This window comes from Lutibacter sp. B1 (assembly GCF_012524075.1).
GTDB lineage: Bacteria > Bacteroidota > Bacteroidia > Flavobacteriales > Flavobacteriaceae > Lutibacter.
The window spans coordinates 34,841-56,463 of sequence record NZ_JAAZUI010000004.1 but is presented as its reverse complement, the minus strand read 5'-3'; the positions used below and the strand labels follow the sequence as shown (position 1 = coordinate 56,463).

21 protein-coding genes and 1 tRNA gene are annotated in these 21,623 nt (G+C 30.3%); 7 read left to right on the top strand and 15 right to left on the bottom strand.

Annotation, left to right across the window (positions count from 1 at the left end; genetic code table 11):
* Positions 1-5 precede the first annotated feature (5 nt).
* The 9 genes from HGB55_RS03450 to HGB55_RS03410 all read right to left on the bottom strand — a co-directional run bounded on the left by HGB55_RS03450 (position 6) and on the right by HGB55_RS03410 (position 7,469).
* A complete protein-coding gene (locus HGB55_RS03450) occupies positions 6-506 on the bottom strand; it encodes a F0F1 ATP synthase subunit B (protein WP_168814680.1) in 501 nt (166 codons plus the stop codon).
* Positions 507-579: 73 nt separating this feature from the next.
* Entirely contained in the window at positions 580-771 is a 192-nt protein-coding gene (gene atpE / locus HGB55_RS03445; protein WP_168814679.1) for an ATP synthase F0 subunit C, read from the bottom strand.
* 32 nt (positions 772-803) lie between these two features.
* Positions 804-1,904, bottom strand: coding sequence for a F0F1 ATP synthase subunit A (gene atpB, locus HGB55_RS03440; RefSeq protein WP_168814678.1), 1,101 nt, complete (start codon positions 1,902-1,904; stop codon positions 804-806).
* A gap of 115 nt (positions 1,905-2,019) precedes the next feature.
* The gene (locus tag HGB55_RS03435) at positions 2,020-2,406 is read right to left on the bottom strand and encodes a DUF6168 family protein (protein ID WP_168814677.1); all 387 of its coding nucleotides are present in this window, start codon (positions 2,404-2,406) and stop codon (positions 2,020-2,022) included.
* Positions 2,399-2,629, bottom strand: a complete 231-nt coding sequence (locus tag HGB55_RS03430; RefSeq protein ID WP_168814676.1) for an AtpZ/AtpI family protein — start codon at positions 2,627-2,629, stop codon at positions 2,399-2,401. The genes HGB55_RS03435 and HGB55_RS03430 overlap by 8 nt, the downstream gene beginning before the upstream one ends.
* Complete coding sequence (locus HGB55_RS03425) at positions 2,598-2,996, bottom strand: polymer-forming cytoskeletal protein (RefSeq protein ID WP_168814675.1); 399 nt, start codon at positions 2,994-2,996, stop codon at positions 2,598-2,600. The genes HGB55_RS03430 and HGB55_RS03425 overlap by 32 nt, the downstream gene beginning before the upstream one ends.
* Before the next feature lie 22 nt (positions 2,997-3,018).
* Complete coding sequence (locus HGB55_RS03420) at positions 3,019-5,184, bottom strand: tetratricopeptide repeat protein (RefSeq protein WP_168814673.1); 2,166 nt, start codon at positions 5,182-5,184, stop codon at positions 3,019-3,021.
* Positions 5,185-5,277: 93 nt separating this feature from the next.
* Positions 5,278-5,973: an ABC transporter ATP-binding protein gene (locus HGB55_RS03415; protein WP_168814671.1), complete on the bottom strand. Its 696-nt coding sequence runs from the start codon at positions 5,971-5,973 to the stop codon at positions 5,278-5,280.
* Between the two features lie 17 nt (positions 5,974-5,990).
* Positions 5,991-7,469 carry a DUF5687 family protein gene (locus HGB55_RS03410; RefSeq protein WP_168814669.1) on the bottom strand — a complete coding sequence of 493 codons (1,479 nt, stop codon included), beginning with the start codon at positions 7,467-7,469 and terminating at the stop codon, positions 5,991-5,993.
* 121 nt (positions 7,470-7,590) lie between these two features.
* Between HGB55_RS03410 and HGB55_RS03405 the strand changes: the two genes are divergently transcribed.
* The 7 genes from HGB55_RS03405 (at position 7,591) to HGB55_RS03375 (ending at position 16,291) form a co-directional block, all read left to right on the top strand.
* Positions 7,591-8,646: a 2Fe-2S iron-sulfur cluster-binding protein gene (locus tag HGB55_RS03405; RefSeq protein WP_168814668.1), complete on the top strand. Its 1,056-nt coding sequence runs from the start codon at positions 7,591-7,593 to the stop codon at positions 8,644-8,646.
* 37 nt (positions 8,647-8,683) lie between these two features.
* The gene (locus HGB55_RS03400; RefSeq protein ID WP_168814667.1) at positions 8,684-9,361 is read left to right on the top strand and encodes a LysE family translocator; all 678 of its coding nucleotides are present in this window, start codon (positions 8,684-8,686) and stop codon (positions 9,359-9,361) included.
* Between the two features lie 132 nt (positions 9,362-9,493).
* Positions 9,494-10,558, top strand: a complete 1,065-nt coding sequence (gene corA, locus HGB55_RS03395; protein ID WP_168814666.1) for a magnesium/cobalt transporter CorA — start codon at positions 9,494-9,496, stop codon at positions 10,556-10,558.
* Between the two features lie 17 nt (positions 10,559-10,575).
* Positions 10,576-10,956 carry a hypothetical protein gene (locus HGB55_RS03390; protein ID WP_168814665.1) on the top strand — a complete coding sequence of 127 codons (381 nt, stop codon included), beginning with the start codon at positions 10,576-10,578 and terminating at the stop codon, positions 10,954-10,956.
* A 146-nt stretch (positions 10,957-11,102) separates the two neighbouring features.
* Positions 11,103-13,973, top strand: coding sequence for a glycosyl hydrolase 115 family protein (locus HGB55_RS03385; RefSeq protein WP_168814664.1), 2,871 nt, complete (start codon positions 11,103-11,105; stop codon positions 13,971-13,973).
* A gap of 111 nt (positions 13,974-14,084) precedes the next feature.
* On the top strand, positions 14,085-14,885 hold the full coding sequence (locus tag HGB55_RS03380; RefSeq protein WP_168814663.1) for an SDR family oxidoreductase: 801 nt from the start codon (positions 14,085-14,087) through the stop codon (positions 14,883-14,885).
* A 29-nt stretch (positions 14,886-14,914) separates the two neighbouring features.
* Positions 14,915-16,291, top strand: a complete 1,377-nt coding sequence (locus HGB55_RS03375) for an aldehyde dehydrogenase (RefSeq protein ID WP_168814662.1) — start codon at positions 14,915-14,917, stop codon at positions 16,289-16,291.
* Positions 16,292-16,372: 81 nt separating this feature from the next.
* Here HGB55_RS03375 and HGB55_RS03370 read toward each other — a convergent pair whose 3' ends face one another.
* From HGB55_RS03370 to HGB55_RS03345, 6 genes are all read right to left on the bottom strand, one after another.
* A complete protein-coding gene (locus HGB55_RS03370) occupies positions 16,373-18,208 on the bottom strand; it encodes a M1 family metallopeptidase (protein WP_168814661.1) in 1,836 nt (611 codons plus the stop codon).
* A 101-nt stretch (positions 18,209-18,309) separates the two neighbouring features.
* Positions 18,310-19,953, bottom strand: a complete 1,644-nt coding sequence (locus HGB55_RS03365; RefSeq protein ID WP_168814659.1) for a S8 family peptidase — start codon at positions 19,951-19,953, stop codon at positions 18,310-18,312.
* Positions 19,954-19,967: 14 nt separating this feature from the next.
* A complete protein-coding gene (locus tag HGB55_RS03360; RefSeq protein ID WP_168814658.1) occupies positions 19,968-20,828 on the bottom strand; it encodes an MBL fold metallo-hydrolase in 861 nt (286 codons plus the stop codon).
* A gap of 93 nt (positions 20,829-20,921) precedes the next feature.
* A tRNA-Cys gene (locus HGB55_RS03355) sits at positions 20,922-20,992 on the bottom strand.
* A 51-nt stretch (positions 20,993-21,043) separates the two neighbouring features.
* Complete coding sequence (folB, locus tag HGB55_RS03350) at positions 21,044-21,406, bottom strand: dihydroneopterin aldolase (protein WP_168814657.1); 363 nt, start codon at positions 21,404-21,406, stop codon at positions 21,044-21,046.
* Position 21,407: 1 nt separating this feature from the next.
* Positions 21,408-21,623 (bottom strand): zinc ribbon domain-containing protein, encoded by a 216-nt coding sequence (locus HGB55_RS03345; RefSeq protein WP_168814656.1) that lies wholly within the window; start codon positions 21,621-21,623, stop codon positions 21,408-21,410.

Genomic DNA, 21,623 nt, shown 5'->3' with positions numbered 1-21,623 from the left:
TTTTATTAACTAATAGTTACTTCTTTTAACATATCTTCAACAAGTTTTAATTGCTTGTCCTTATCAGATAATTCAGCTCTTACAACTTTTTCTGCAATGCCAACAGACAATTCTGCTACTTGATTTTTTAATTCGGTTATGGCAGCTTGTTTTTCAGATTCAATAGTTGCTTTAGCTTGTTCAATAACTTTATTAGCTTGTTCTTTTGCTTGCTCTTTAGCGTCACTAATAATATTTTCTTTCATAACCTTTGCTTCCTTTAAAAGAATATCACGTTCCGCACGAGCTTCTTTTAAAATACGCTCATTATCTGCTGTAAGATTTTGCATTTCTTTTCGAGCATTTTCTGCTTCTGCTAATGCATCTTTAATTCCTTGCTCTCTATCATCAACTGCTTTTAAAATAGGTTTCCAAGCAAATTTACCTAGCAAAATTAATAATAGAATAAATAATAATGACTGCCAAAAAAACAATCCAAAAGAAAAATCATTTAATAATTGTTCCATATTTTTTTTAATTATGTTTTGTTTAATTTTAATAAAAAGCTATAACCAACCGTTACAGCTTTTTATTTTAATTTTAGGATGCAAATAAAGCTGCAAACGCAATACCTTCAATAAGAGCTGCTGCGATAAGCATAGCTGTTTGAATTTTACCAAATGCTTCTGGTTGACGAGCAATAGCGTCCATTGCTGAACCACCAATTCTACCAATACCAATACCAGCTCCAATAACAATTAAACCCGCTCCTACAATTCCTGGAATTTCCATAATATATAAATTAATTAATTAAACATTCAATTTTAATGCTCTTCAGCATGTTCTTCTACCGCAAAACCAAAATACAATGCTGATAGAATGGTGAAAATATACGCTTGTAGTATTGCAACAAGTAATTCTAATATTGAAATTAGAAATGCCAAAATAAAACTAAAACTACTTCCAATGATGCTGTGAAAAATAAACATTAAACCCAACAAACTGTAAATTACAATATGCCCTGCTGACATGTTTGCATATAAACGAATCATTAATGCAAAAGGTTTAATAAAAACACCTAACAGCTCTATTGGAGCTAATATTATTTTCATTGGAGTAGGAACTCCTGGCATCCAAAAAATATGTTTCCAATAATTTTTATTTCCTGAAAACTGTGTAATCACAAACGTAAATAAGGCTAATACAAAAGTAACAGCAATATTTCCTGTTATATTTATACCAAAAGGTGTAAGCCCTAATAAATTTGAAAACCATATAAAAAAGAAAATTGTTAACAAGTAACTCATATACTTTTTATAATGTTCTTCACCAATATTCGGAATAGCTATTTCATCTCTAACATAAAGAACAATAGGCTCAAAAAACCGACCAATCCCTTTTGGTATTGCTCCATTTTTAACATATGATTTTGCCAAACTTGTAAATATTAAAAACAAAAGTACACCTACAATAAAAATACTAACAACTCCTTTTGTTATTGATAAATCTAATGGTTTTTCATTTGACACAAAGTGTTTTTCATTGTAATGTATTTCACCACTTGCATCTGTTTTATAAATTTTACTATGATATAACTTGTAATACGCACCTCCTATATGAACCAAACTTTCTCCTTGATTAAACTTAGATGCCATAAAAACATGCAATCCATTATCTATCAAAATAACCGGTAAAGAAAATCCGTAATGTGTTCCTGTTTTTGAATTAGAAAAAAACACAAACTCATAAGCATCTTTCACATGATGTCTAATATCTTTGTGTATTTCAGCCTTAAAATCGCCACCTTCTTCTGAATGAGATTTTTCTACTTGAGCTGATTTTGAAGCTTCATGCTGTGCATTTACCGAGATTGTTACGGTTAATAGTAGTAAGGTAATTATTTTTACCAAGTTAACTCTATACATATTACTTTATTAATAGTATTTTATAAAAACGTAATGCAAATGTACGGTTTTATATTAGAAACCAAAAAATATTTCCATTTTCAATTCGGCTTTTATACCTTAAAAATTTTAACTATTAAATCTTATTATTCAACACTTTTACCAGAAAAAAAGTTTCAATAATCAAACTTACAAGATATGGTACTAAAAATGACGTTGCTTCCAACGTACTTATATGACCATCTTCTTTAAAAATAGGATAGAAAAAAATAAAAAATACTGCAAATTTTAAAAAACTGCTCCCCATAAAAATAAATCCCAAAAGATGATTATACTTTTCTCTTAGTTTAAACAAGATTATAAAAATTACAGTAACTAAAATACTGTTTATTAAATAAGAAGGTATTATTAGATTTGCAAATAATGGAAGCTTTAAAAAATATAAAATTAAGCTATGCATACTAAAAACAACACTCATTACTACTAGTAATTTTAAACAGAAACCAATAATTGTTTTACTCATATTTGTCGTTTATTTTTTTTAGCTGTGAAACAACACTCCAAATTGAAATTAATAACGCTAACAATGTAAGTATAATAGTGAATGTTTTTTTTGAAGTTTGAAAATGAGCATCAAGCCATTTACCAAAGTAAGCCCCCAAATATATGGTAGCTCCCATTTGAAATGCTAAACCTGTTAATTGTATATATTTATTAAGCTGTTTTTTCTTTTTTGGCTTGTCCATTTTTTAATTCCTTAATTGCTCCTTTCATTGAGCATGTTGCATTAAACTGCGCTCCCGGTTCTACTGATAATTTAGAAATTACAACATCCCCTGATATTTTTGCAGTAGCTTTCAAAGTAAGTATATTTTTAACAAGTAATTCTCCTGAAAACTCACCTTCAATATCTGCATTATCACATTCAACCTTACCTTCAATACTACCTGTTTTACCAACAATAACACGTCCTATTGTTTTTATAGTTCCTGCAACTTTACCATCAATTCTAAAATCTCCTTCAGAGATAATATCTCCTACTATTGATGTGTTTTTTCCTATAACATTACGTTCCAAAACTTGCGACTGTTTTTCTTTTTTTTCTGTAAACATGATCTTTTACTTTTAGGGTTTGTTATATTTTTGCTTTTATGGTTTCTATTACTTCTTGCGCTTTTTTTCCTTCTTCAGTATTTGGATAGTTTACAGCAACAAACTCTAAAGCTTCTTTAAAAGATGCTACTCCATCTTTTTTACCAATAGCATATGCTTTTAATAATTCAAATTTTGGCACTATTGATTGACCTTCATATTTACTTATTGCCTGAGTAGATTTAGTAATTACGCTTTCAAATTTTTCATCTTTATATTCGTAATAAACAGATTCGTATTCACTTTCGGGTGAATTTTTATCGCCTTCATCTAATAATTGATTTGGGTTTGAAATGATTTTAGCATATTTTGAATTAGTATAATTGGTAATTATATCATTTTTTAATGAATTTGCTTTTTCACTATTTTTGCTTTCATAAATTTTAAACAGATGATATTTTGCCGGAAGTTCAATATCTTTGTTAGGATTAAACACCAACAATTTTTCTAATTTATCCGCAGCTAAATCTACTTCCTTAAACTGTTCTTTATAAATTATTCCCAATTTATAATAAGCATTATTTCGATCGTTTTTAATACTGTCAATCTTAAATTGATTGGTAGGTATTTTATCTAAATAATACGATAAGTCTAGGTTTTTTGAAGTATCCGTTTCAGTATTATTTTGTGTAATTACATTTTTACCTCCAAAATTTAATTGAGTTTTTTCACTTAAACGCCAATTATCTTCTAAAGGTCTGTTACCCCAAATACGTTTAAATTCCTGTTCGCCAAAACCAACAGTTTGTATATTGTAAAAATACCATTTGCCAGAATTAGAATTATTATTTTTTGAACTTAAAAATCCGCTTCCGGTAGTTATTTTCTTTTGCTGTTGTGCTTCTTTTTCTTTCAGTTTTTCAATATATGATGTAAAAAATGCTGATTGCTCGTCTTTACTCATTGAGACTATATTCAAAATACTATCGTTTACTTTAGCAATATTCTCGTAAAAAATTACTTCATCTAAATTATTTCTTCTTCTTTTTAAACGACGAACTCTTTTAGAATTTTCATCATCGGTAATTTGTAAAATGCTATCGTAATATGCGCCTGCTGTTATAAAATCGGCTTTATCAAAATATATGTTTCCAATTTCTTCAAAAGATAATTCTTTTTGGAAATTTTGTATGGATTCTGATTGTAATGATTTTTTAAAATCAGTAATTGCATTTTCTAAATTACTTTCTTTTTCAATCATTGCCAACTGATAATACAGCTCTCCTAAATAGGGTCTGTTATCTCTATCTTTAATCAGGCTTTTAAGTGTTTCAATTGTAGCAACAGCTTCTTCTTTAGTAGAAACATTTTTTGCTTTTTCTATTTGAGCATGAATTTTATATTTATACGGAACTCTTTTTAAATCAATAACTTTTTGATAAGCAATGTTAGATGAATCTATTAACTTATTTTGTTGATAAAGCTGCCCTAAAATATAGAGGTTTCTTGCTGTTTGCTCTTTATTATTATCGGTTATTACTGCTTTGTTTAAATGATCAATTACTTGACGAATGCTATCTTTTTCTGTATAAGCCATAGCAATAGCTGTATGGGCATCTTCCTTAATTTTTTCGCTTAGATTTTTATTTTTAAGCAGTAATTTTAGGTTCTCAATTGCCTGATCTTCATTTTGCAAGCGTATATGTGTTTTTGATTGCCAAATTCTTGTTTCATTAATTAAATCGGCATTAGGGTAATTTATAATCACATAATTAAACGCTTCTAAAGCAGGAACAAATCTTTTAGAATAGTATCTTGATTTTCCTAAAAGCAGATATGCATCATCTATTTGGTTATTTTTTTCTTTTCGGGCAATTAACATAGAATGCTTTTGAACGGCTTTTACCGCTTTTTCTTCTGCCTTTTCAAATTCTTTTGGAGAGCTATCGGTATCGGAAGCAATTCCCGGAATTGCTAATTCATCTACTTTTAAAGGTTCTATGGGTAAAATATTCCAAAAATCATCTTCGTAATTTTCATTAAGCTGCTCTAAGCCTACACGAAAAGCTTCATTACCGTTATGAAGTACGTTGTATTTTGTAGTTATAGAATGATAACTTCTATTTATAAAAGCATCTTTTTTGGTTGAGCACCCAATTGTAAGAAGAATTATTAAAAAACTTACAAATATTTTAAACGTATTTTTCAAAAGAAATTGTTTTTACTTACCCTTTAACTTCTCAATATTATTATTTATTGTTGATGGGATGTAAAAATACAAAATTATGTGTATTTAATTGTGTTACACAGAAAAATACGCTTCTAACTCTTTTAAGGTTTCTTCAGACGTTTTAATATCTTTAATTATATTTCCTTTGTCTAACACAACAATTCTTTCACAAACTTCTGTTACGTGACCTAAATCGTGACTTGAAATTAATACCGTAACATTACTGTTTTGAACTATTTCTTTTAATAACTTTTTAAGCCTTATTTGTGTTGTTGGATCTAAATTTGCAAAAGGTTCGTCTAAAACAATTACTTCAGGATTTCCAATTAATGCAGCTACAATTCCAGCTTTTTTTTGATTTCCTTTAGATAAATCTCTTAAGTACTTTTTCTTCCCTAAAATTTCATCATTAAAAATTTCTTGAAATTGATCTAAAAAAGTATCAATATCAGCTTTATTCATTCCTCGTAGTTCTCCAACAAAATAAAAATATTCTTCGGGTGTTAAATAACCTATTAAAAAACTTTCGTCAATAAAAGCAGCTGTAAAAGGCTTCCAATCTTCACTTTTATTTACTTGAATTTCGTTGTTAATAATATAACCGGTTGTTGGCTTAATTAAATCGAGCATTAAATTAAAAAAGGTTGTTTTTCCGGCTCCGTTATTACCTACCAAACCAAAAGTTTGCCCTTTTGGTATTTCTAATGTTTCTATATTTAATACACAGTTTGAGCCGTATTTTTTTGAAAGTTCAGTTGATTTTATCATTACAAATTATTTTTATATTAAGTATTTTGTTCAAATGCACTTATCATTTTATATTTTGATGCTAGGTACTGTTGTGAAATAAATTTCATTAATTTTTGATGAAAAATAATTCCAATAGTTCCTAAAATAATTAAGGTAGCTATACCAGCTTCAAAACTTATAAATTTATAAGGAAGATAAAAAATAAGAATTGGTGCTAATAACAAAGGAAAACCTATAAGCCATTGTACGGCTCCTGTTCCTTGATAATTGAATGCCGCTTTTTGTGTTAAATCAATTTGTTTTCGGTTAAAAGAGCCTCCATATAACAAAACATACGAATTTACGCCAATATTATAAACCATAGCCGCAAAATGAATGAGTAATATTTTCCAACCAAAATACACATAAGGAATACTTAACACAAACAATGCTACAGCACTAATTATCATTAATGAATATTTTGATTTTAAATACTCTTTATATTTGATGTTCTGACTCATTAATAATTTATAATAACCACTATCCCAAGCCGGTATAAATTGCCCAAAGTTTATCATAAAAATTCCTGTAATAAAAACACCAACAAAAACAAACATAGGCACCATATCTTTATATGTAGGATTCGGGTAAAAAAACAATCCGTACAACAAACCAATAATAATCATAAAAATAGAAGAACGAGGTCGTTTATTTCTCCACAATAATTTTAAATCTAACTGTAAAAAAGGTGCTATATCTCCAAATTTGCGAGTCCAAGCCATATCAGTTGTTGTGGCAACTTGCGTTTTCTTTTTTAATGAAGCGTCTATATATAATTTTTTCTTTATAATTGAATAGTTCAAATAATAAAGTCCTATTAAAATTGCTACAGGAATTATTAATAATACCGGGTTTTGAGTTATACTGTTAATTGCTTTTGAAAGTATGGATGAAAAGGAAACTATTTCAAAATAATTTAAGGCGAATAATGCTGAAGCTATCACTAAAATTGGTAAAAACGACAATTCTGTTTCAGACGATTTACTTTCAATAATAAAATTTAAAAAATTAATAATAAGAGTAAAAATTGTGAGTAAAACTATCCATATAATTACTGATGTTGTATTATAGTCTTCATTTATTAAAAATAATCCAAATGGAATAGTTGCAAAAAGTGGTAAAAAATTAAAAAAAGAAACTACCGATTTGTTTAAAACGTAATGTGTTATTTTACTTCGGCTTACAGGTAAAACAAGTAATGGTTTTACATTCATTACAGGTAATTTTTGTAAAAAAAATCGTATTAGTAAATCGGCTAAAAACCAATAAAATATAAACCCATTCACAATAATCAACGGATCAGATTCTGGGAATTGTTTTTTAAGTATTGGGTATAAACTAATACCTAAAGCTAAAAACACCACAATAAAATATAGTGCTAAAAATCCCATTAAAATGTTTAATGCTACACTTTTTTGCCAATATGATGAACGAAAGAACTGTTTCCATTCCTGATTTAAAAATTGTTTGATCATTTTGGATTTGTTGTTTTAATATAAGTATAAAATCTTTTTCATTTGTTACAGGTAAATATAATGTATTTAAAATGTTCTCTAAAGTTTAATTACTTTTGTAATTATAAATTATTATTTAACAATGTCTAAATTTCATAAACTCGCTATAAAAGAAATTATTAAAGAAACTCGTAATGCAGTTTCTATACGTTTTGATATTCCAAATGAACTTGAAAACGAATTTAATTTTACTCCCGGACAGTATATTACTATTAAAAAAGTAATTTCAGGCGAAGAATTAAGAAGAGCATACTCAATTTGCTCGTCACCAAACAGTAACGATTTTCGTATAGCCGTTAAAGCTGTAGATAATGGAACTTTTTCAGTTTTTGCTACTACCATTTTAAAAGAAGGGGATAGTTTAGAAGTTTCAAAACCGGAAGGAAAATTTGTGTTAGAAACATCTACTAATAATGCTAAAAATTATTTGGCAATTGCTGCCGGAAGCGGTATTACTCCAATAATGGCTATGATAAAAGCTGTATTAAGTGAAGAGCCTAATAGTACATTTTCTCTAATTTATGGCAACAGACGTAAAGAGGATACTATTTTTAAAAATGAAATTGAGACATTAAAAAAACTACATCCAACTACTTTTTTTGTCCAATATCTATATAGCCGAGAGCAAAATGAAGATGCTTTATTTGGAAGAATTGATAAAGGAAATATTAACTATTTACTAAAAAATAAATTCAAAAACTTAACTTTTGATAAAGCGTTTATTTGTGGTCCGGAAGAAATGGTACATACCGCAAAAGAAACTTTATCTAACTATGGTGTTAACGAAAACGCTATTTATTTTGAATTGTTTTCAACTCCAATTACTTCCGAAGAAGAAAACACTCAACTATTTGAAGGAACTTGTGAAATAACTGTAATTGTTGATGACGAAGAAGAAACTTTTACAATGGATTCAAAATCTACCATTTTAACAGCTGCTTTAAAACAAGGGCTCGATGCTCCATACTCTTGTCAGGGCGGTATTTGCAGCAGTTGTTTAGCAAAAATTACGGATGGCAAAGCAAAAATGGTTAAAAACTCAATTTTAAGCGAAGCTGAGATCAACGATGGTTTTATCTTAACCTGCCAAGCACATCCAACAACACAAAAAATAACGGTTGACTATGATAATGTTTAATAATTATAGTAATTTCACTCTTTATTATTAAACGCTTATGAATTTTACCGAAATAAAAGATGCAGTACTAATTGGGTTCTTTTTAGCCTTTATGATAGGTCCTGTTTTTTTTATGCTCATACAAACTAGTATAATAAAAGGGTTTAGAGCTGCTTTTACCTTTGATATTGGGGTTGTTTTAGGTGATATTACTTTTATTTTAATAGCATATTATGGCAGTAGAAGTTTACTGGAAGAAATTAAAGACAACCCGAAATTATTTTTAATAGGAGGTTTAATTTTATTGGTTTATGGTATTATTACTTTTGCTGATAAAAGTCAAAAAAGAGCTATACAAGATGAAACAGTTGTACTACCTGAAAAAACAAACTATTTGAAACTTCTAATAAAAGGATTTTTACTTAATTTCATCAATATTGGAGTTTTGGCTTTTTGGTTAGGAATGATAGTTGTTATTGGACCAACTTTAGAAATGGATTCAACAAAAATATTTAACTATTTCGGAATTGTTTTAATAAGCTATCTAGTAACTGATATTTGTAAAATAGTTTTAGCAAAACAGTTAAAAAAGAAACTTACACCCTCAGTTACCTATAAAATTAAACGCACAATGGGTGTTTTATTAATCATTTTCGGTATTTTTTTAATGGTTAAAGGGTTTTTACCCAACCAAAAATTAAATATCAATACGGTAATTGAACAGGTTGAAAAATAGCTTTTACCTTAAACTTCTTTTAAAAACTATTGCTTTATAGTAAAATTTAATCTATTTAAATATTTTGTATTTTTACTTTTAAGAAATAAAATTATTTAATATAAAACAACTTTAATAAATACAGTTAATTTAATGCACGAATCTGCCAAACACATCTCAAAAAAAGCCGGATTACCTCCCGGAAGTCTTATTCATGTTGGAAAACGTAAGGCAGATAAAATGAAAATATCTGTTATTGATTATACCAAAACCGATTATGCACAAACCATTTATAAAACTGCAGAAGAATGTTTTCCTTATAAAACAAAAAATAGTGTTAGCTGGGTAAATATTGATGGTTTGCACGATACTGAAGCAATAGCTTCTATTGGAACCAATTTTGGCTTACATCCTTTGTTAATTGAAGATGTGTTAAATACAAAACACAGACCAAAATTAGAAGAGTATGATGATCATATTTTTTTAACACTAAAAATGCTTGGAATTGGAAAAGATAAAGTTTCTATAATTTCAGAACAAATCAGTTTTGTAATGGGTGCTGGCTGGATTCTTTCTTTTCAGGAGAAAGAAGGCGATTTGTTTGATGGCCTTCGTTTAAGACTTCAAGAAAACAAAGGAAATATGAGAGAAAAAGGTGTTGATTATCTTCTTTACAGACTTCTTGATACTGTTGTTGATAATTACTTTTTTGTTATTGAACATATTAGTGAAATAACTGAAAATTTAGAAGAAAGAGTTATAAATTCACCAACAAGTGAATCGTTAAATGAAATTCACGAAATAAAAAAACTGCTGTTTAAAATACGTAAAGCTACTTACCCTTTAAGAGAGGCTGTTTCAAACCTTCAAAAAAATACAAATAATCTAATACAAGATAATACCACTCATTATTTAAGAGATGTATATGAACATATCATCCAAATAAATGATACTGTTGAAACGCAAAGAGAAATGATTGCAAGTATTATGGAGCTATATTTAACAGGCGTAAGCAACAGAACCAATCAAGTAATGCAACTGTTAACCATAATATCGACCATATTTATACCCTTAACATTTATAGCAGGCATTTACGGAATGAACTTTGACAATATTCCCGAGTTGCATTGGAAATATGGTTATGTAGCTACTTGGATAGTTATGATTGTTATTGTAATTATTATGCTACGATATTTTAAACGCAAACGGTGGTTATAATTTCAACTTAAAAAAATATGAAAAAACCAGTAAAATTTGTTGTTGTTACTCTTTTAATTATTGCAGGTGTTTATATTTATATGACTCAAAACGGTCATAATCTTGAATCTATTTTAAACACTCCAAAAAAAATTGAATTAAAAGCTGATTGTTCAAAAATTGAAAATTTATTGCTTACATCATCTACTGAATTAACCGTAACCAATCTACTTGGAAGAACTCATAATAATGTAACTGTAAGAATTACAGCTTACGACAGTAACAACAATATATTAAAACAAAAAAATGTTGTGTTTGAAAGAACGCTCGAACCAAATGGAAGTTTAAAAAAACCGGTTCTTTTACCTGCCAAAACAAGTAAATGCGATTGTATTGTTTTAGATTCAAATCCCGATTAAAAAAAGCCTCAAATTAAATTTTGAGTTTTTTTATTTTAATTTAAAGTACTAAATAGTATCTTTATGCAACCGATTGCATTAAATAATTTTAATAATAGTTATTCGTTTCTAATTAAGAAATGTATTTATAAACTTAAAGAAGAGTTATGCGAGTTTCAACAATAAAAATTTCAACCTTAGTAGTAACAATCTTATGTATAGTAACTTGTTTTCAAAGCAGTTTTGCCGTTGAAAAAAACAAGTATATAACCAACCAATCCTCTAAAGGAAGTTTTCCTTTGGCAAGTAACGGAAAAGTAGCATCACTTATGGTAAGTAGTACTGATTTTTCAGGGGTTTTACGTGTTGCTACACATCTTCAAAATGATATTAAAAACGTTACCGAAATTACTCCAAACATTTATCAAGACAGTATTGAAAATACAGATTATATAGTGCTTATTGGAACACTCGGTAAAAATCCACTCATTGAAAAATTAATCAAAGAAGGAAAAATTGACGCAACAGAACTTGAAGGTAAATGGGAAAAATTTAGTACAAAAACAGTTGAAAATCCTTTTAAAGGTATAAAAAAAGCATTGGTAATTTTAGGTAGTGACAAGCGCGGAACTATTTACGGAATGTATGATTTATCTAAACAAATTGGTGTACACGCTTGGCACTTTTGGGCAGATGTGCCTATTTTAAAACAAACAGAATTGCATGTAGTATCAGGAACGCACACGCAAGGCGAACCAAAAGTAAAATATCGCGGTATTTTTATAAATGATGAAGCTCCGGCACTTTCAGGTTGGGCTTTTGAAAATTACGGAGGTTTTAATGCGAAGTTTTACGATAAGGTTTTTGAACTCATTTTAAGAATGAAAGGCAATTATCTATGGCCATCGATGTGGGGAAGAATGTTTTATGTTAATGATCTTGAAAACGCAAAATTAGCCGATGAGTATGGTATTGTTATGGGAACATCGCACCACGAACCTTTAACGCGTGCACATGCTGAATGGAAAGCCTTTGGAAAAGGCGATTGGAATTTTAATACCAATGCCGAAGAACTCAAAAAATTCTGGAAAGAAGGAATGGAACGTAAAGGAAATACGGAAATTATTGTTACTATTGGTATGCGCGGTGATGGTGACGAACCCATGACTGAAGGAACCGCCATAGAACTTTTAGAGAATATTGTCAAAACCCAACGTGAAATTATTACTGAAATAACTGGTAAACCTATTGAAGAAACTCCTCAAATGTGGGCTTTATACAAAGAAGTTCAAGATTATTACGATAAAGGTATGCGAGTGCCGGATGATGTAACATTGTTGCTATGCGATGATAATTGGGGAAACATTCGAAAACTTCCGAACTTAGATGCTCAGCCACGAAAAGGTGGCTACGGAATTTACTATCATTTTGATTATGTTGGTGGTCCGCGTAATTACAAATGGTTAAACACCACACAAATTGAACGCACTTGGGAACAAATGCATTTAGCTTACAAGTATGGGGCGGATAGAGTTTGGATTGTAAATGTTGGGGACATAAAACCAATGGAATTTCCAACAGAATTCTTTTTAGACTATGCATGGAATCCTGATGAATGGACAGCTGAAAATCTTAACAATTATTATACTCTTTGGGCTAAAGAAATTTTTGGTAATGCTTTTGCTGCAGATATTGGCGCAATTGTAAAAAAATACACCAAATACAATGCGCGTAGAAAACCTGAATTAATTGATGCTTCAACCTATAGTTTAACAAATTATAATGAAGCTGAAAGAATTGTAAAAGAATATAATATCTTAGCTTCAGAAGCAGAAGATATTTACAACCTTATTCCTGATGAAGCAAAAGATGCTTATTATCAGCTAGTCTTATTTCCAGTATTGGCTTGTGCAAACTTAAATGAACTTTATGTAACAGCCGCAAAAAATAACTTGTATGCTCAGCAAGGTAGAGTTTTAACAAATGAAACAGCCAAAAGAGTACAGCAATTATTTGATAAAGATGCTTCTTTGGCAAATGACTATCATACAAAACTTGCTGATGGAAAATGGAATCACATCATGTCTCAAACACATATTGGTTATACCTATTGGCAACAACCCGAACATAATAATATTCCTGAAACTAAAACCATCGAATTGAAAGAGGAAGCAGAAATGGGTATTGCAATAGACAATTCTGATAAATGGTGGCCAAACGCTTCAGAAAAAGCAGTTTTACCAACATTTGACCCTTTTAATAAACAAACATTTTGTATTACCCTTTTTAACAGAGGGAAAACTCCGTTTGACTTTACAATTAAATCTGCTGAAAAATGGTTAGTAATTTCAGAAACTAAAGGAAGTGTAGCTACACAAAAGGAAATTTTTTTCAATATTGACTGGAAAAATGCACCAAAAGGAATCGTTTCTTCTGAAGTTATTGTTGAAGGCACACAAAAGGAAATTCCTGTAACAATAACTATTAATAATCCTGAAAAAACTTCAATAAAAGGTTTTGTAGAAAGTAACGGTTATATTTCTATAGAAGCTGAAAATTATTCAGCTAAAGTAACCAACATTCCTTTTAAATGGGTAACAATACCTAATTTGGGAAAAACCTCGTCGGGAATTACACCCATGCCTGTAAAAGTCGCCCCTCAAACCATTACAGATGACAGTCCAAGGTTGGAATATAACCTTCATCTATTTACAAAAGGAGAAATTAAAGTACATGCATACTTTTCTCCAACAATTAATTATACCATTCGAGATGGTTTAAAATATGGTATTGGCATTGACAATGAGAAACCTCAAATTGTTACTATGAATTTGGATACTTCTGGTTTAGACTGGGAACAATCTGTAGCTAATAACATTAAAGTGCTTACCTCTACACATACAATTACAAATGCAGGAAATCACACACTTAAATTTTATATGGTAGACAGCGGTTTGGTGCTTCAAAAAATAGTAATTGATACCGGAAATTTAAAACAAACATATTTAGGCCCTCCTCAAAGTGTTTATAGCAAGTAAAATACACCATAATTTTACGTATTTATTGTGTTTAGTTTTTTAACTTTATAAAAATTCTGAAGGATTTTTATAATGAATAGTTCCTTTAAACTATTATACAAAAACTAAAAAATGAGTGTATTAAAAGGTAAACGAGTACTCATTACCGGTGGAGCTTCAGGAATCGGTAAAATTATGGGAAGGTTAGTTCTTGAGCGTGGTGCAGAACTTATTATTTGGGATATTAATACTATTAAAATTGAAGAAGTTCAGAATGAATTTTCTGAATTAGGAAAAACACATGGTTATACTGTTGATGTTTCAAACCCCGAACAGGTTAAAAATAGTGCTGCTATAGTGAAATCTGACATAGGTATAGTTGATATTCTTATTAATAATGCAGGAATTGTTGTGGGGAAATATTTTCACGAACATAGCTTACAAGATATCACAAAAACTATGGATATAAACAGCAATGCTCCTATGATTATAACTCAGCAATTTTTACCTGATATGTTAAACCAAAATTCCGGATATATTTGCAATATTGCTTCTTCCGCAGGTTTAATTTCCAACCCTAAAATGTCGGTTTATGCTGCCAGTAAATGGGCTGTAATTGGTTGGTCGGACAGTTTAAGACTAGAAATGAAACAACTTAAAAAAAATATTGGTGTAACCACCGTTACCCCGTATTACATTAATACAGGAATGTTTGACGGTGTAAAATCAATCATCCCAATACTTAATCCTGAAAAAGTTGCAAAAAAGATAATTAGAGCTATTGAGCGTAACCGTATATTTTTAAGTATGCCGTGGAGCGTACATTTTGTGCGTTTTAGTCAAGGAATATTGCCAATTTGGTTTTTCGATTGGTTTGTTGGTCGTGTAATGGGTATTTATAAAACCATGGAGCATTTTACAGGAAGAAAATAAAATTATGAAGCTTAACATTATCACTTAAAATGGAAGATACATCAAGAAATAACATTGAAAATTTACTGAAAGAACATCGAGAATTTTTCTCTACTCATACAACTAAAAATGTTGAATTCAGAATAGCCAATCTCAAAAAATTTAAAGCGGCTATACTTCAATATGAAAAAGAAATCAGTGATGCTCTTTGGATCGATTTACATAAGTCTTATGAAGAAGCATATATTACTGAAATAAGCATTGTACTTCAAGAAATAGACAATCATATAAAACATTTGAAACAATGGGCAAAACCAAAACGGGTAAAAACACCTTTGTTTCTACTGCCGTCTTCCAGTAAAATTATTTATGAACCTTTAGGCGTTGCGCTTATTATAGCACCTTGGAACTATCCATTTCAATTATTAATGAATTCGGTTGTTGGTGCTATTTCTGCCGGTTGTTGCGCACTTCTTAAACCTTCTCCAGATGCTCCAAAAATAGCTAAAGTAATGGAGACTTTAGTACAAAATACATTCGATTCAAATTATATCAGTTTAGTGCAAGGAGGTAGAAAAGTGAATGAAATTCTGTTTGAACTACGCTTTGATATTATTTTCTTTACAGGAAGTCCTACAGTTGGAAAAGTAGTGATGAAAGCTGCTGCTGAATATTTAACTCCTGTGGTTTTGGAATTGGGAGGAAAAAGCCCTTGTATTGTTGATGCTAATGCGAATATTAATGTTGCAGCAAAACGAATTGCTTGGGGAAAAACTATTAATGCAGGACAAACTTGTATTGCTCCGGATTATCTTTTTGTGCATCATACTGTTAAAGAAGAACTTTTAACAAAAATTGAAGCTCATATCGTAAAAATGTATGGTTCCAATATAAAAGAGAGTAAGCATTTTACCAGAATTGTTAGTTCACAAGCCTTTGAGCGTTTACAAAAATTAATGACAAAAGGTACCATCAAATATGGAGGCGAAGTAGATCCTTCAGAAAAATACATAGCTCCAACTATTATTGATGATGTAAAACCTGAATTTCCTATTATGCAGGAAGAAATATTTGGTCCTATTCTTCCAATTCTTACATTTGATGATATAAATGAAGTTATAAGCTATATTAATTCTAACGAAAAACCACTTGCATTCTATTATTTTGGGAAAAATGATAAAGCAAAAGAAATTTTAGCTAAAACTACTTCGGGAGGCGGATGTATCAACGATACTTTAATGCATATCACCAATCACAATTTACCTTTTGGAGGCGTTGGAAATAGCGGAATGGGAAAATATCATGGTTATACCAGCTTTTTAAGTTTTAGCAATCAACGTACCATTGTAAATACCCCTACGTGGTTAGATATACCTCTTAAATATGCGCCATTTAAGAATTTTAAACTGTTAAAAAAGATAATTTGATTATTAACGTGAATTCGATTAATTAAAACAATTAATACATTATTAATAAGCTTATTGTGTTTTTAGTCAACCTCTTTTTATTTATTTTTCTAACGTATTATTTTCTCTGTCTATATCTGCCATTAATTGAGAAGTGTCAATTTCAACCGATTTAATTTCTTTAGATGTAGTAAAAGTATATGTTGGATACGCCCAAGCCCAATCTTTTAAAATAGTTGCAGTAGTTGGTTTTTCACCACTCATCATTTGTAATGGGATGTAAAAATCTTCTGAACTTCCATCAGCATAAGTAACCGTAACATCTATAGGCATTGGCATTTTACCAACTCTTGCTAAAGTAATATTTGTTCCTTCAATTTTAGCTACAGCATAATCTATTGTGTGAGTTGTTTCAATCCATTCATTCAAATACCAATCTAATTGAATCCCGGATACTTTTTCAGCAACACGTTTAATATCATTTGGCGTTGGGTGTTTAAATTTAAAATCGTTGTAATATTTTTTAAGCGTTTCTTTTACATTTTCTTCACCAATAATATAATTTAATTGAGATAAAAACATGCTCCCTTTTGTATAACTTCCAATGCCAAAAGCAATATTTGTATTAAATCTATCGGCATGTGTTGTTAAAGGTTCTTCCAAATCATTTTTTACAACATAAAAATAGCCATTGTAACTAGCTGCTGAAGGTTTTCCATCACCTCCTTTTAATATTTTATTTGAAGCTAACGTAGAAATATACGTTGTAAAACCTTCATCCATCCAAGAATGTTTACTCTCGTTAGTAGCCAATAAATGCTGAAACCATGCATGAGCAAACTCATGAAATACAGTTCCTGCGATATCTCTTAATTTTTCTCCGCCAGCAACTAATGTACACATAGCATATTCCATACCTCCATCACCTCCTTGAATTATTGAATATTGTTTCCATGGATATGGACCAATATTTTCATTATAAAAATTGAGGGCTTGTACTGTAAAGGGTTGTACTTCATTCCATGCTTTTTTATATTTTTTGTCATTTTTATATAAAAAATGTAGTTCAGTTCCGTCAACAGTTCTTAAAACATCATGAATGTAATTTGGATCTGCCGCCCAAGTAAAATCGTGTACATTTGGAGCCACAAAATGCCAAGCTAATTTTTCACCCTTTTTAATATTCAGGTCTAGTGATTTATCTTCATAACCATGACCTATTTCTTGTGGATTTTGTAGATATCCTGTTGCACCAACGGTATAAGTTTTATCAATATGAAGTGTAACGTCAAAATTTCCCCAAACTCCATGAAACTCTCGTGCAATATATGGATCCGCATGCCAACCTTCAAAATCGTATTCTGCCATTTTTGGATACCATTGTGCCATTGAAAGCGCAACTCCATCTTCACTGTTTCTGCCAGCTCTTCTAATATGAACAGGAACCTGGCCTTCAAATTCCATATCAAAAGTTACTTTTTCTCCGCTTTGTATAGGGGTATTTAAAACAACTTCTAAAACAGTACCTACAGTTTGGTATTTTACTGGCTTTCCATTTTGTGTTAATGATAAAACTTTTAAATAACCTATTTCATTTGGTTTTAATTTTGCTATTCTACTTTCATATTTAGGATTTTCTTTTGTGCCTAAATTAGTAACCATTCTTCCATCAGGATCAACAATATTTTGCAATCTGATATCCATTTCGCTTCCGGGCTGAAAAGCATTAAAGTATAAATGATAAAAAACCTGATTTAATTCGTCAGGAGAATTATTAGTGTAAATTAATTTTTGAGTTCCTTTATATTGATATTTATTCACGTCAACATCTACATCCATTGTATAATCTACATGTTGTTGCCAGTATGATGTATTATTTTGGGCTGAAGTAAAAAGTGAGGTAATTGTTAATGATAGTAGTATTAGTAATTTTCTCATATAATATATATTTTTCCGCTTCGCAATATAATCATATATCTATAAATGAAAAAAGCACACTCAAATTGAGTGTGCTTTTTAACAGAATATTATATAATATCTTATTTACTGTTAACCATTTTATCAGCTAAAAGCAGTGCATTATAAGCATTCACAACACTACCTGTTACAGAAAGTTCAGAAAAGTTTACTTTTTCACTTTCTTTTCCAGGTACTAATACTTCCATATTAATTTTAGTTCCGGAATTCATAATAACATGTTTTACCTGACTTGCAGATAATTGTGGATAGTACGATCTTATAAGTGTAGCAACACCTGCTGTTTCCGGTGAAGCCATTGAAGTACCACTATATTTTGCATATTCATCTTTTGGTACTGTAGAATATATTTGCACTCCAGGAGCAAACACATCAACATTCTTTTTACCGTAATTAGAAAATGTTGCCGGTAAATTTTCATCGTAATTGATACTCATTGCTCCAACAGTAAGTACATTGTCTGCAATTTCAGTTATTTTATCTTCCGAATCATTAGGAAAGTTATCTTTAACATCAATATCTTTATTATCGTTACCTGCTGCATGTACTAATAAAACATCATGTTTTTCAGCATATTTTATAGCATCAAAAACCCAATGACGGTATGGTGAAAAGCTTTTACCAAAACTCATATTAATAACTTTTGCTCCGTTATCAACGGCATATTTAATTGCTAAAGCTACATCTTTATCTCGTTCGTCACCATCCGGAACAGCTCTAACCGACATCAATTTAGCATTTGTTGCAACACCATCTAAACCAACACCATTATTACGAGTTGCCAAAATAATACCTGCAACATGCGTACCGTGAGATTCTTCATCTTTAGATCCAATTACAAAACCGTTCCCATATTTAGTATCTGTAATATCTTGAGGATTATCACCTACAATTGCTCTTCCGTCAAAATTAAAATCGTAGTTTTTGTTTTTCTTTTGGCTTTCATAAAATTCTAAATAAGCTGCTTCATCTAAGCCTCTTCCATATAATCCAAGAATATCAGTTACCTTATTTTTAAAATCTTCATCTTCTGTTTCTATACCCTCCAAATCTTCAATTGTAAAAGTATCTTTCCCTAAATATTTTTTTATTTCAGCAATATTATCACCAATTATCTCTAAACTTTCCATCGTTTTGAAATGTCTTGAAGAAGATGCTTTATAAGCTTCTAAATATTCTTGATATTTTTCAAAATCAGCTTTTTCAGCTTCACTAATATCCTCAATTGTTTTACCGTCAAAACGAGGCATCCATCTAGCTACCAAACGTGTAATTTCTAACTGTTCAGGAGCCGGATCTCCATTTCCTCCTAAAAAGTTCCATCCATATATATCATCAACATATCCATTTTTATCATCGTCAATTCCATTTCCTGCAATTTCTTTAGGGTTGGTCCATAGTACATCTTTTAAATCTTCGTGCTCTATGTCAATACCCGAATCAATTACACCAACAATTACAGTTTCTCCTTTTTTCCCTTCTAAAAACTGATACGCTTTGTTTAAACTCATACCGGGAATTGTATCCGTTGCTAAATCGGCATGTGCCCATTTATTAAATTGTTCTTCACTAACAATTCCTTGTTTTGCTGTATTCAAATTAACAGCTGTATCCATAGTTGGTACTGCTAAATTTTTAACAGAACTACAACTGGTTAAAGCAACAGCAGCAATTGCTATTGCGTACATTGGTTTAAATATTCTCATTTTTTATTTATTGTTTAATTAAATATTTCGGTAAATTTATATGTTTCGTTTAAACGTACTCCTTTTTCGGTATGCTTAACTGTACAAAGTTCATTGGTAGCATCGTGTTCTAAAAACAAAATGTAATTATTATCTGCAGCCAAGTTTAAAAACTTTTCTTTTTCATTCATTGTTAATAGAGGTCTTGTATCATAACCCATAACATATGGTAAAGGTATGTGTCCTACAGTTGGCAACAAATCTGCAACATATACAACGGTTTTACCTTTATATTGTATGTGCGGAATCATTTGTTTTTCGGTATGCCCATCAGCAAATAAAATATCAAAACCCAACTTCGTATTTTTAGCAAAGTCATTTGAAGGAAGTTCAACAAAGTTTAACTGTCCGCTAGCTTCCATTGGGTGGATATTTTCTTTAAAAAAAGACGCTTTTTCTCGTGGATTTGGTTCTACAGCCCATTGCCAATGATTTTTATTACTCCAAAATTTTGCATTTTTAAAAGCCGGTTCGTAGCCTGTGCGGTCTTTATTCCATTTTATGGCTCCTCCACAATGGTCAAAATGTAAATGAGTTAAAAAAACATCGGTTATATCATCTCTATGAAAACCGAATTTTGCTAAAGATGTATCTAATGAAAAGTCTCCGAATAAATAATAATAACTAAAAAATTTATCAGATTGTTTATTGCCAAGCCCTGTATCAATTAGTATAAGTCTGTCTCCATCTTCAATAAGCATACTGCGCATACTCATATCAATTAAATTATTGCTGTCAGCAGGGTTTGTACGTTGCCACAAAACTTTAGGAACTACACCAAACATTGCCCCTCCATCTAATTTAAAATTCCCTGTTTCAATAGGATAAATGTTCATAAAATAAGCTTAATTGTACAAATATACATCAATTTATATTTATCAATATGTTAAAGAAAACAAAAAACCTAAGCAATTGCTTAGGTTTTATTGAGGCGACGAGCGGATTCGAACCGCTGTAGGAGCTTTTGCAGAGCCCAGCCTAGCCACTCGGCCACGACGCCTTATTTCGGATTGCAAATTTAATGAATTTTAATAAGCTGACAAGATTTTTTTTACTCTTTCCTTCTTTTTGACATTTCAATAGTAACCATTGCAACATTTCCGCCAATTGGTGGGTTTAGCTTTGAAACAGCTACATCAACTTTATTTACTAAAGGTATTTCTGCTAAAATTCGGTCTAAAATGCGTTGCGCTACTTGTTCTAATAATTTTGAACGAACAGCCATTTCTTCTTTTACAATTTTATTTAAATGTACATAATCAACTGTATCTGAAAGACTATCAGTAATTGCCGATTTTGATAAATTAGCTTTAACCGTTAAATCAACCCTATAATCGGAACCAATTTTTCCTTCCTCAATCAAACATCCATGATACGCATAAACACGAATATTTCTTATTTTAATTGTACCCATTTTAGTTAGCAAAAAAATCGAAAATATTACTTAATGCCTTTGTTGGTGCTTTATAAAATTCTGTATAACTGCATCTTTCACAAGTTACAGATGTGAATTTTTTATTTTGAATATTAAAAATTTTAGTCCAAAACCCACCTGTTGTTCTTATTTCACCCGTTTTATATGTTTTATTGTTACATTTGGGACAAGTATATTTTAATTGTACATTGTTCAT